Below are 12,828 nucleotides of genomic sequence, written 5' to 3'. Positions count from 1 at the left end.
CTCGGTTATTTTTTCCTAAGTAAGGTTTTGTCTTCACAGAAATCAGTAAGAAAGCCCCACAACTTATATAAGCTGAGGGGCTTTTTTGTACTACCTTGATTACTCAGCCACGATATCAGAAAGTGAACGACCTGTTACGAAGAGTGAGGCAGCGAGTAGTCCTAGGTCTTTCAAAAGAAACTGGCCCGGCATTACCGAAATGGCAGGAAAACCGAGACTTGGCTCGAAAACACCAGGGGTGCTTACCATGAATGTAAGCGTGGTTACGAATAGCCCACTTGATAAAATCCCACCAATTGCAGAAAGCTTTGGCGAAAAAAAGCGCAACGCGATCAACAGGCCGATACAGACCTCGATAACACCGAGAATGTTAGAGAAAACTCGAACCGAGAATACTTCGTAAACCCAAGAAAGAAGGGGACTGTTCTCAATGAGAGGTACAAGGCCTTGAGCTTCATATGCGGTAAACTTCATACCTCCGAACCAGAAATAAATGATTGATAGAGTTGCGAAAATACCTGAGGTGCCAAGCAGGGTGAAAACCGCACTCAGTTTTGAGAGAGTTAAAGCTGGGTGATTGAAGGAACCCGAGCGGGATATTTTAGTGTCAGTCATGAGTATTCCTTGTTATTGAACCTTAATACCAAAATACATTAAGGTATATTATTTTATTGCTTGAGGTGAAAATTGGGGTTTTGGTATTTAAATTCAATAATTATCATATCACTATTCTGTGAACTGAATTTTTAGCTATTATGGCTATAGTAGGACGCAAATACCAAAAATGGAGTACCAGATGGCTCGACCCCGTAAATTTGATACAGACTCAGTTCTAGACGCGGCCATGAAGGTTTTTTGGAAAAAAGGTTATCACGGTACAACGACGGATGACCTGGAAGCTGAGACAGGATTGAAGCGTGGAAGCCTCTACAATGCCTTCGAAGATAAACGGGGACTCTATCTTGAGGTTCTGGATCATTATGGGCGACGAGAAATGGGAGAGGCGGCATTTCTGTTTCTCGAGGCAAGATCTTTTATTGAAGCCATACAAAACTTGATGGAACGGGCCATCAAGCAGACCGACAATGAAGGAGTACGCCGAGGTTGTCTGGCTTGTGATGCCGCTGTAGAGCAAGCTCCACGTGATCCAGAGGTTGCTTCGCGTGTGCAGGTGGCTCTCGATTTGTTGCGCAGAGCAATTGTAGAACGGTTGCGTGAGGAAGGGGGCTGGAGCGTCTCTTTAGAAGCTGAAGCTGACCATATAACCTCCACCTATATGGGTTTAAGGGTCTTTGCCAAGGCAGGTTATCCAATAATTGTATTGCAAAATATTTTGAATACTTCTGTCGAGCGCTACGAACGAGCATCTGGAAAGAGTTAGTGAAATCCATTATTTGATTGCTTATCGTGCTCGGATCCTGCTGGGGACTATCTTGAGAATAGGGTTTTATTTGAGAAAGTTAGCCCATTCTATTGACAGAAACGGACCATAACGAAGAACTTTCCCCAGAGTGTAAAAGGCTGTTTTAATAAGATATGAAAATAATATTACAAAAAACCGGTGGTTACGCACTTACGCGATCAATTTAGCGCGGTTGCCCATTTGGACTATGGCTTGTGATATCATTGACTATCTCTATTTCACAAGATAATCGCCTGGGTTTATAATTAGTTCTGTAAAGCTAAGTATAAATCATTAGTAAGGGCGATGGACTTGTAAACGAGTCGCTTTATGACCGACGCTAAATTATTTTATAAAAGTAACTTAAAAAGTTACTGTATTAATTTTAAACAATTTCTTACTCTTAGATAATAAAAAATACATGGCATGGTTGGAAATATAATTACAATTACATCCAATATAATGTAATCAAATTAGGTTAAATTTACTTAATTTATTGACTTAAACACCACTTGATGATAGTTTCTTCGGTGCTGGAAAAGCTCTTGGCTGACCAGCCGGGCTAGGGCTTGGAATAGTAATATACGCATTTAAAACAAGTAGTTATTTTGTTTTTATAAATGCTTTCTTTGATATTCTAATGCAAATTAGTGCGGTAATCCTATCCACGTATTTATAAGACAAGTTGGCACTTCTCCGCTTTGTTGAGTAGATTTAGGATTTCAAATAGAGCATAGATTGATTATCTGGAATGGATGATTGTCTAATTTTGAGTTTGAAGTATTCGGTATCCTTGATGCCTCTGGCTCGCTTACGGATCATTCCTATACTGACATTACCAGCCTCTATCCTGGCGCTTGTGAGCTTGTGTTTGGCGTAGTTGCAGATGCCCACACAATGTTTCCGTAGGGATTTCGCGAACTTTTTTAGATAGAGCATCTGTGACTGATCTGCTATCAGGCACCAACGTTCCAGTTGCTCCGCCATCGCCTCAAATGAAGCGGCACTCCACAGCAGCTGAAGCTGTTCTTTCAAGACGTAAAGTGCATTCAGGTTGCTATTGCTCTCCAGCAACCTTTGCAGCTTGTCACTTTGTTTTTCACTCAACTTATCCGCATTTTTGAGCAACAGATAATGTGTCCCTTTCATCAACTCTTTACCACTTGGATCGGCCTTTCTGAACTCAAGTCGACGCTGATTATGGATAGCTTTGCTGTAGTTTTTCATGACGTGGAAACGGTCAAATACTATGTCGGCCAACGGCAAGGACTCTCTGACAGCCTTTTGGTAGGCAGGCCCCATATCCATCGCTACGGCCTTTATTTTGCAGGCTGTATCTGGTTGCAGTTGTTTCAAAAACCTTGAAAAAACCTCGGCAGTTCGGCCTGCTTCAACCCAGATCAGATGACCGCCAACCATATCGTAGACCACCGTCATGTAGTCATGACCTTTCGCCCGGGCAACTTCATCTACACCAATATATTCCAAGCCAGTTAGCTCTGCAGGATCAAGCGTAGGGAGAGTTTCAATAAGGTATGCCCTGTCGATATTCTTGACCGTTTCCCATCGTATATCCAAATGTCTGGAAACCGCTTGAATAGACATATGCCGACATAATCCACTGATCAGTCGGCAAAATCGGTGAGTGAAACGGCACCCTTTATCAACAAAATCACACCCCTCAATGCGGCGTTCGCCCTTGTTAATATAAACCTGCGCCAGCTCAATCTCGACCACACAAGGATACCCAAAAAGGGGGATGTCGTTTACTTGTCGGCGGACATGCTGGTTGATGCTTCCCTTCTGGCCTGTAGCAGGGTCTATAGCCCTCCTACGCGCGTCTCGGCTGCAGTGAATGACAATCTTAACACCGCCGTCATCCAGTTTAATTTCATTTACACGTTGCCCTTTGAGGCCTAAAATATGCTGCGAGATGTTGATTGTCATATACCTGCTCTATGTAAAGTTATCAGAAACCATACATATCAACAGGTTACTTGGCGGTCGGCATCTTTTTCTACTCAACAAAGCGGAGAAGAGCCGACAAGTTTCTATAATTTTAAAATGACAAGTTTCGATTTGGCAGAGAAGGAAGCTTTGCCTGAGCGGAGTGAAATGTTTTTATTTGAAAATAGAGATATTAAAAAAATCTTCTGTTCTTTGATAGAGGAACTAACCTCAAAATTACGCCCTCTGTCACCTTTGTTTTCTCTATTCCTTCCTTTCAAAATTAAAAATCTCACTCCTATAATTACTTGCTTGTCCAAAGCGATCCTTATGTCATTACGATCTTCTTTTCGAGGCTCAAATCTGGAGTTAAGTCCGTTTTACTGTGTCTTGATGTTATCTCAAAACTCAACCCGAACCGGATTAGAAGAAAGAGACTATTTATTTATCAAGCTGTTTAAGAAATAAATTATAAACAGCTCGTAAATTTGCTCGCAGCACAGGAACTAGAAAAACTGCCGAAATCAAAAGTCTGAAGCCATGGGTCGTCACTCCAGGGTTTTTGACAGGAGAAATACAATGGCCGTTTCGTGTCCTCAGCTAGCTGAAAGAGCATCAGTAGATACTCCTCCTTCAATTTTATGGAATAAACCGCGTTACAAGCGATCTTCGGCGCAATCGATTTGCCGACATGGTTCTATTCCTTGGAAAAATATTTCCTGGAGGGAGTTCTCCTTTAAACCTCGTCCTTCAGTAAGGACAGTAAGTAATGGTGTTCCCGAGGGTATCAGTGGGGTTCATTTCGAACCCCTCGAAAGTCGTTTCCTTCTTTCTGCAGATAGCATTGTTCCCGGCCTGATCGGTGCTCTTGAAAGTGGATTAGCGGGTACAGACAGCAGTGACGGTTTTGCTGATATGCTCGAACAGTTGATAGAAGCGGGTGGGGACCCTGCTTTTGACAACCATGTACCAGGCTTGGCTTTGGATGAACCGGCAACTGATGGCGTTCTTGCACCTACCATTCGTGACTTACTCTCTATCGATACAGATCTAGATGAAGATGGCTCAACGGATGATAGCGCAGATATAATTGCTGACATCGCTGCTGATGCAAATGCTCAATACCATCTCGCGGATACACATGACATCGGTCAGATTGCAAAAGCACTAAACGCCGAAAACCTTGACGGATATATTCTGGATGAAGAAAACGCCCTGGGATTGATAGACCAAAATGATAACGGCCGGGTTAGCCTGTCTGAATTTTTTGAAGTCATTATCGTCGGTCAAGTATCAGAGTTTCTTGAACAATTCCCAGATATGAAAGACATGGGAGGTCTTTCAGCTACTAACTTTGACGACCTTATGGATGGGTACTTTGATGATACTGATGGCGCAATACAAGGTTTCCACGCATTTTTAGATGACCTTTCTGTTCCTTCTTTAATTTCTGGTCATGTAGAGCTTACCAGTTTTGCCTATACAAATAATGATGATCCAGGCGTTGATGCCTTTGATTTTGATTTTGATTTTACTCTGACACTAAGCGATCAGTACCTGATTGATCTTGGACTTGCTGTTGAATCCCTCGAAATTGACCTTCCCAAAGAATTTTATACCACCGGTGGACAGGTAGATTATTTCTTCCAACCCGAAGTGGACGTTATGGGAAGCCTTGCCATGGATTTGGGCTTTTCCGTAACCACTGATGGAGCAGCCGATTTTGGTTTTAGTGTTGCCGATGACATTGAGGTTAAAGCCTTTGTTGACCAATCTCTTGTGGGACTAAACGTCAATGTCGGCTTCCTGGGGATGATTGGAGATACAGGAAGTATTTTCGAACTTAACCTTCCATTTGACATAGAACTCATCGACCCAAGCAGCCCATTCCATATCGGATTCGGTCAAGCTGATTTTGAAGCAGCAGGGGATGGTATGATCGACGGGGTTGACGGCGTCTTCACCGCTACCAGGTCTTTAGATCCTGGTGAGTTGGTCTTAAATCAAGATGTAATTTTCAGTATGACGCTCGGCGATGATAACGGTATCGAACCCGTTGAAGTTACGGTTACAGCGGCAAGCACCGTGGGCAATACCACACATGCCGATTTAATTGTTGATATTAATGCAGCCCTGACAACGGCTGGGCTCGACGACATACTGGCTGCCAGTCTGGATGTATCAGACAAGATCGTCCTCTCACTTGTCGATAGTGACGCCACAGGGTTTGGTTTTATTGGCCAAGAACACTTTGCCTTGGCGGGGTTCGACCTGACAGCAACAGATGCTCTTACCCATGATTTTTCAGTGGATGGAGAATTGTTTGAAGCTGCAGTCTTAATGTCTCTCGGAGCAGCGCAACCAAAATTGGTCAACATGTCCTTTACCGTAACTGGGGCAACGGACACTGATGCTGATCGTCGGGCTGATTTCCTATCCCAGGCACAGACAATTATTGATACAGCCTTTGGTGTTGGTGAGATTACGGTTTCTCTGGATGGTACAGATCATATAACTTTTGATCCCGTTGACGGGGCCGATACTCTAGAGATAACCCGTGCCGTTGTTATGAGTGCCGAGTTTAACATTACCGCCACTGAACTTGCCGCGGCTACTTTTGATGAGTTGCTGTTTAACCACCCTGATGCAGATAACGATAACTTTAACATTCACCTTGAACTCCTGACCAAAGCAGGGGTCGCAGTTAGTGATGGTGACCTCAATACGGAGAGCTTGACCCTTACAGATGATCTGATCGTAGACGATGGTGGCGTCATAACCTTCCCCTTGGAAACAGATATTTCACCTGACTTTATTGATGTAGACCGGTTTGATCTCGAGGGGTCACTCCTGCTTTCAGGTACAGCATTTACCAGTTTTGATCCAACGACAGACTCATTTCAAAAATTATTAGATTTTAATTCTATCGGTGGCTCAGAAGTTGTCGGGTTAATTTCCCAACTCAAAGGGTGGTTAAACCGCATACCAAATACAGAAATGTTGGCTGGCTATGATATCCCCTTTGCCGAAGCCACACTCGGTGATCTTCTGGACTTTGCCAAGTTAATCCAAGACGAGTTGTTGATAGATGATGGCGGTAATGGTTTGGAAGAACTGGATGACGTGGCACGAGATGACCTTGATCGCTTGATCGGTAAAATTTCCTCGTTAGACGAAAATATTCTCTCCGTAACCTTCACGACCGCTCAGGAACTGGCTGCACGGTTAAGTTCTTTGAGTATTCCCAATGTATCTCTGGCTGGTGGTGTCGCCAATTACAACGTCGCCCTACAGGAACTTACATACGATATAACTGTTACGGCTAGTGGAGAAATCATCGATGATGCTCCTATAGATTTTGACTTAGATTTAGATCCGGTGACTGACGTAACAGTCATCGCGGACGTAGTTTTAGATCCAACACTTACTTTTGAAGCAACCATGGGGTTTGATCTCGCAACTTCAGCCATGATCGAAGTAACGACCTTATTAGAAGATCTGAATAATGGGGACGGGGTTCCAATTTCAACAGGGTTGGCACTAACAAGTGCGGAGGCTTTAACTCCCATTTTTGGTAGGCTCAGTGAAGATGCAACCTTTGACATCACCTTGGCAGGTATTAACGGGGGCGACCCACTCGAAGTAACGCTGACGAAGGCCGCAACTGATGACAATTTAACAACGGCTGATTTGATTGCAGATTTAAACGCCGCTTTCCTTGTTGCAGACGCTGATCCTGGAGCCGGAACCACAATTGTCGATATTAGTGCAGAAGTCGAAGCCGTCGAAATTGCTGGACGGATTGTGCTTCAGTCAATAGGGGCCGTTGATAGTTTTTCTATTGGTGTCAGCACCACAGATGCAGCCTATGACGAACTCGGTCTGAGAGGAACTTCGGCCACCACCGTATTCTTGACTGGTACAACTATATCTTCTGTCCCCGATACAGGTATCGCCTCTTTTGATGTTTTCCTCAATGGCAGTGGTAGCTCAACCACCATAGAGATCGATATGGCAGGGGCAAATACGGTTAATGATTTGGTTGAGGATATCAATACAGAGATCGGGTCAAGCGGGCTCGATGGACTTATTGCAGCGGCGCGTTCTGGTGACGCTATCGTACTTGCAGCCGTAGATGCATCTGTTGATGTATTCCGAATAGCGGATAACACGGACACCGGAGATCTTGGACTTGCTGCGGTTCAACTGGATGGATTGCAGGAAGACGGGAATTTCTTAAGTCAGGTTGCGGGCGTCTTTTTGATTGGGGAAAATTTCTTAGATACATCGATCAACCCCGTTGCAACGACCAGCTCTTCCTTTGGACGTCTGGTCGGGGATCAGACCTTTACCGTGGATCTTGGTGCTGCGGGAGATGATATAATAACGGTTACCGCGGCTTCTACAGTTGGCAATACAAAACTAGCAGATCTGATTGATCAAATTAATACAGAAATTTCTGGTAGTGCGGTCGCAGGTAAAGTTGTGGCTGTACAAGTTAACGCAGGGCAAATCGCACTTAGAACCACTTCAGATGATGTTGAAACCATTGAAATTACTGTGAGCAGTGCTCCTGAATTGGGGTTCCTAACAACAACGGGTATTATCGATGGTCCTTTGCGGATTTCAGCCGCTGATCTTGCACCTTTCTATTATGGACCAGCCACCGAGGCCAGCTTCTTCCTCAGCTATGATGATGGCGTAACCACCCCAGAAGCTTTTGTCCCTGGCGACATCGTTGATGGGACAGATGTTGTAACGCTTGCTGGACATACGCTGAGCACAGGGGAGGCAATACAATATAACAATACCAGTGCGGGAAGTGATATCGGTGGTCTTCTGGATGGTGGTTTCTATTTTGTCATCGCCAGTGATACCGACGGTGGTTTGCTTGCCGATGAAATTAAAGTAGCCGCAACCCTTGCCGATGCCGAAGCGGGCACAGCTATTGATTTGACGGGTGCGGGGGCAGGGGCGACACATGAGTTTGACCCTGCTGTTGCCTATGTAGTTCTCGAAGTTGATGAAACCCTGACTAACCGCCTTGTTTACGATTTAGTCTCGGATATTACCTTTGCTCTCAATGATGCATTTGGCGGAAGTTCAGAAAATCCCTTCCTGGCTGGGTTTGATGGACAACGCTTGGTTATAGAAGCCAAAGATGGTTCCGGGATTACAGCTTTTAATTTATTAGCAGATGCCAGCAATAGTGCCGTCACAGATCTACACCTTCACGAATTGGTCACGCCTTTAAATCCATTGGGCGTTGGCATGCTTAGTCTTGAAGCCGATCTCGCAGATTTACTGATCCACACTCAAGACGGTGAAATACATCGCATAACTCTTGATGGTGCTTTGGACATCATGGATGTGCTTGACGCGATAGACACCGATACCTCTTCGGATGTAACCGGGGGGGTAAATGGTGCGATGACAGGCATTGATCTTACGGATCATACTGGTGTAGCTGGACCTGAAGTCTTCCGGGTTGAATCGGTGAATGGATCTCGGGCTGTTTTTGCTTTGGGTATTCAAGCCGCTGATAACAACTCGTTGGTCGTAGATTTTGAATTACCGCTGCCTGTTGGATCCACTGAAATTGACCATGTCATCAATGGTGATGAAGTTGGCTCACTGGATCTGGAGGACCGCCTCTTTATACGTCAAGTTGATGACTCAACACCTGTTTTATCAGCTGATTTCACCCTTTCTATCTATGTAGAAGATGCCAGTGCTCAGTTTGGTTTTGTTGGCATCGAAATGGATAGTCTCGGTGTAGATCCCCATATACCAATTTTCGAGACCATGGAATTTGAGGTATCCCTGACCACCAATAAGGGTGGAGATCCTGAAAATAATGTCACCTTAGCTGAGCTTCTTGATGCGATCAGTCTGGATGTGAACAAGGATGGTGTTTTCGACGTTCATGACCAAGCCGAGGTTCTGACCTATCCAACCCTTGAGGTTTCAAGTGCACCAACGGAAGACGAGTTTGTCTTTGATGTCGTGCTACTGCCAGGGGCGGACTTTATTAGCCTCGGGGCAAATCCACAGCTCACCATGCATATGCATGACGCGGGTAATCTTTTTAATGAATTACCGGGTTCAGCGGAATTTGACGGTACAGATACTGGTATTGTTGATGTTGCCGATGATGAATTAACTCTTACCGCTCATGGATTTGAATCTGGGGATCGTATCGTTTATCGCGATGGGGATGGGGATGGGACACCGATAGAAGGTCTGGTGGACAATCAAGCATATTTTATCATCAAGATAGATGATGACACCATACAACTGGCTGAAACCCGGCCAGGCGCATTGGCCGATGTGCCAACGCCCGTAGATATTACAGGGCTAGGAAGTACGACAACCGGCCCGACAACAATGCATCGTTTATTGGCGAGTTTTGATCCGATCTTGCCAGATATGCATATCCATACCTCTGACTTCGACGATCTTGATAATTTAATCCGGTAAACCCCCGGCTATGCCGGGGGACTCTCAATGGTTTGACCGTTCCCACGGTCTTACATTTCTTTGTTTATTGACCAAAATAACAAAGGAATTAGCCGATGAGAGATTACAAAAGCCTTGCACATACGAGATGGGATTGTAAATACCACGTGGTTTTCATCCCTAAACGCAGGCAAAAAGTTATCTATGGCAACCTACGTCAGTATCTTGGTGAAATTTTCCATGAACTGGCCGGGCATCGCGAAAGTAAGATTGAGGAGGGCCATTTGATGCCGGATCACATTCACATGTGTATCAGCATACCGCCCAAACATGCTGTTTCAAAAGTCGTTGGATACCTAAAAGGAAAAAGCGCGATTGCCATAGCTCGAAAATTCAAAAATAAAGCACGGAATTTCAAGGGTGAAAATTTTTGGGCCCGTGGATATTTCGTCTCAACTGTAGGGCTCGATGAACAGATGGTGAGGGAGTATATCAGAACGCAAGAAGAGCGTGATAAGTACTTTGACCAAATGGATATATTCAATCCATAACCGCTTTAGCGGTTCCCAATTTGCCCCTTTAAGGGGCTCACCCGCTTAAGCCCCCGGCTTTGCCGGGGGTCATTTAACTTTGCAGAGGTCGGTTTCGAACACATCTTAGCTGCATTGACCCAAATGCGAGAATTCCTCAACGAGTTTGCGGGGCAAGACTTCCTTGGCGATGAAATACCTGTTCTTGGTTTTAGCTTCAATGAGTTGATGGATATTACCGGACGTTTCTCTGACGCTGTAGATGACATTACCAACAATGAACCGTTTAACGTACAACAGTTGGAACAAAAACTCCGGGAAAGCTTTGGCCTACCACCAGGTGCAGGTTTTATTTCATTGGCCTTGGTTGATGATATGGATGTCGAAGGCGACGCCGATAGTTTTGACATGTTACAGGTTGCCCTCGATCTCAGTCGTAGCTTTACCGAAGTCTTAACCCTAGATCTCGACCTTGATCAGTCTGTAGCGCCCTTTGGAGATCTCAGTCTGCTTGGACGAGCTGGAATGGGGGCTTCCGTTGTCATAGATGCAATACTAACTGTCGGTGTTGATCTGGATGATGATGATGGTGATATCCTTGATGACACTGATAACTTCGGCGAAGTCTTCCTCTTTACCCATGAAGATGACACCCATATTAACTTGGCCCTAAACGGAACAAGCACGGATATTACTTTCAATGCCTCGCTTGGTCCCCTTGGGGTCGCTATAATTGGTGGGGATGGAAGTTTTGATCTCGAGTTTGGCTTTAGTAATACGGGTGCCGGGGTTGGTGATAAAGCTTCCATTGATGATCCCGCAAGTATTTTAGCTACCTTTGGTGACTTTGACGCAGACTTGCCCTCAAGTTCCATGGTCTTGAATCTCCCGGTATTTTTCCCAACACCCTCTGATTACATCGGCGATATCGCATTTGATGCCAGTTTAATAATTGATGGTGTTGATGGCCTGATATTTGATGGATCCCCATCAATCAGTTTGCCGTCTGACCTCTCGCTTCCTGACTTCTATACAAGTTTTGGCATTCTCAATTCATTACCATTGGCTATCGATGGTCTGGATCTATTACTTGAGAACTTACAAAACATTCTTGGCTCTTCTCCGCTTTGTTGAGTAGAAAAAGATGCCGACCGCCAAGTAACCTGTTGATATGTATGGTTTCTGATAACTTTACATAGAGCAGGTATATGACAATCAACATCTCGCAGCATATTTTAGGCCTCAAAGGGCAACGTGTAAATGAAATTAAACTGGATGACGGCGGTGTTAAGATTGTCATTCACTGCAGCCGAGACGCGCGTAGGAGGGCTATAGACCCTGCTACAGGCCAGAAGGGAAGCATCAACCAGCATGTCCGCCGACAAGTAAACGACATCCCCCTTTTTGGGTATCCTTGTGTGGTCGAGATTGAGCTGGCGCAGGTTTATATTAACAAGGGCGAACGCCGCATTGAGGGGTGTGATTTTGTTGATAAAGGGTGCCGTTTCACTCACCGATTTTGCCGACTGATCAGTGGATTATGTCGGCATATGTCTATTCAAGCGGTTTCCAGACATTTGGATATACGATGGGAAACGGTCAAGAATATCGACAGGGCATACCTTATTGAAACTCTCCCTACGCTTGATCCTGCAGAGCTAACTGGCTTGGAATATATTGGTGTAGATGAAGTTGCCCGGGCGAAAGGTCATGACTACATGACGGTGGTCTACGATATGGTTGGCGGTCATCTGATCTGGGTTGAAGCAGGCCGAACTGCCGAGGTTTTTTCAAGGTTTTTGAAACAACTGCAACCAGATACAGCCTGCAAAATAAAGGCCGTAGCGATGGATATGGGGCCTGCCTACCAAAAGGCTGTCAGAGAGTCCTTGCCGTTGGCCGACATAGTATTTGACCGTTTCCACGTCATGAAAAACTACAGCAAAGCTATCCATAATCAGCGTCGACTTGAGTTCAGAAAGGCCGATCCAAGTGGTAAAGAGTTGATGAAAGGGACACATTATCTGTTGCTCAAAAATGCGGATAAGTTGAGTGAAAAACAAAGTGACAAGCTGCAAAGGTTGCTGGAGAGCAATAGCAACCTGAATGCACTTTACGTCTTGAAAGAACAGCTTCAGCTGCTGTGGAGTGCCGCTTCATTTGAGGCGATGGCGGAGCAACTGGAACGTTGGTGCCTGATAGCAGATCAGTCACAGATGCTCTATCTAAAAAAGTTCGCGAAATCCCTACGGAAACATTGTGTGGGCATCTGCAACTACGCCAAACACAAGCTCACAAGCGCCAGGATAGAGGCTGGTAATGTCAGTATAGGAATGATCCGTAAGCGAGCCAGAGGCATCAAGGATACCGAATACTTCAAACTCAAAATTAGACAATCATCCATTCCAGATAATCAATCTATGCTCTATTTGAAATCCTAAATCTACTCAACAAAGCGGAGAAGTGCCACATTCTTTCTGGTGATGTCTT

9 protein-coding genes are annotated in these 12,828 nt (G+C 44.9%); 6 read left to right on the top strand and 3 right to left on the bottom strand.

What is annotated here, in order from left to right:
* Positions 1-99 precede the first annotated feature (99 nt).
* Complete coding sequence (locus ACOGW3_RS18955) at positions 100-615, bottom strand: YkgB family protein (protein ID WP_419904395.1); 516 nt, start codon at positions 613-615, stop codon at positions 100-102.
* Positions 616-796: 181 nt separating this feature from the next.
* On the opposite strand from ACOGW3_RS18955, the gene ACOGW3_RS18950 reads away from it, so the two are divergent.
* On the top strand, positions 797-1,381 hold the full coding sequence (locus tag ACOGW3_RS18950; RefSeq protein WP_419904394.1) for a TetR/AcrR family transcriptional regulator: 585 nt from the start codon (positions 797-799) through the stop codon (positions 1,379-1,381).
* 735 nt (positions 1,382-2,116) lie between these two features.
* Here ACOGW3_RS18950 and ACOGW3_RS18945 read toward each other — a convergent pair.
* A complete protein-coding gene (locus ACOGW3_RS18945; protein ID WP_419901077.1) occupies positions 2,117-3,349 on the bottom strand; it encodes an ISL3 family transposase in 1,233 nt (410 codons plus the stop codon).
* On the opposite strand from ACOGW3_RS18945, the gene ACOGW3_RS18940 reads away from it, so the two are divergent.
* The 4 genes from ACOGW3_RS18940 (at position 3,336) to ACOGW3_RS18925 (ending at position 11,472) form a co-directional block, all read left to right on the top strand.
* Complete coding sequence (locus ACOGW3_RS18940; protein WP_419904393.1) at positions 3,336-3,470, top strand: hypothetical protein; 135 nt, start codon at positions 3,336-3,338, stop codon at positions 3,468-3,470. The genes ACOGW3_RS18945 and ACOGW3_RS18940 overlap by 14 nt on opposite strands.
* A gap of 458 nt (positions 3,471-3,928) precedes the next feature.
* A complete protein-coding gene (locus tag ACOGW3_RS18935) occupies positions 3,929-9,829 on the top strand; it encodes an LEPR-XLL domain-containing protein (protein WP_419904392.1) in 5,901 nt (1,966 codons plus the stop codon).
* Positions 9,830-9,924: 95 nt separating this feature from the next.
* Positions 9,925-10,359, top strand: a complete 435-nt coding sequence (gene tnpA / locus ACOGW3_RS18930; protein ID WP_419901154.1) for an IS200/IS605 family transposase — start codon at positions 9,925-9,927, stop codon at positions 10,357-10,359.
* A 123-nt stretch (positions 10,360-10,482) separates the two neighbouring features.
* Complete coding sequence (locus ACOGW3_RS18925) at positions 10,483-11,472, top strand: hypothetical protein (protein WP_419904391.1); 990 nt, start codon at positions 10,483-10,485, stop codon at positions 11,470-11,472.
* Here ACOGW3_RS18925 and ACOGW3_RS18920 read toward each other — a convergent pair.
* A complete protein-coding gene (locus ACOGW3_RS18920; protein WP_419904390.1) occupies positions 11,405-11,560 on the bottom strand; it encodes a hypothetical protein in 156 nt (51 codons plus the stop codon). The two genes, ACOGW3_RS18925 and ACOGW3_RS18920, sit on opposite strands and share 68 nt — an antisense overlap.
* On the opposite strand from ACOGW3_RS18920, the gene ACOGW3_RS18915 reads away from it, so the two are divergent.
* The gene (locus ACOGW3_RS18915; RefSeq protein ID WP_419901077.1) at positions 11,547-12,779 is read left to right on the top strand and encodes an ISL3 family transposase; all 1,233 of its coding nucleotides are present in this window, start codon (positions 11,547-11,549) and stop codon (positions 12,777-12,779) included. The two genes, ACOGW3_RS18920 and ACOGW3_RS18915, sit on opposite strands and share 14 nt — an antisense overlap.
* Positions 12,780-12,828 lie beyond the last annotated feature (49 nt).

It is taken from the genome of Kiloniella sp. (assembly GCF_965205715.1).
Taxonomy (GTDB): Bacteria; Pseudomonadota; Alphaproteobacteria; order Kiloniellales; family Kiloniellaceae; genus Kiloniella.
The sequence above is the reverse complement of the archived record's forward strand: the minus strand, read 5'-3'. Positions and strand labels throughout refer to the sequence as shown.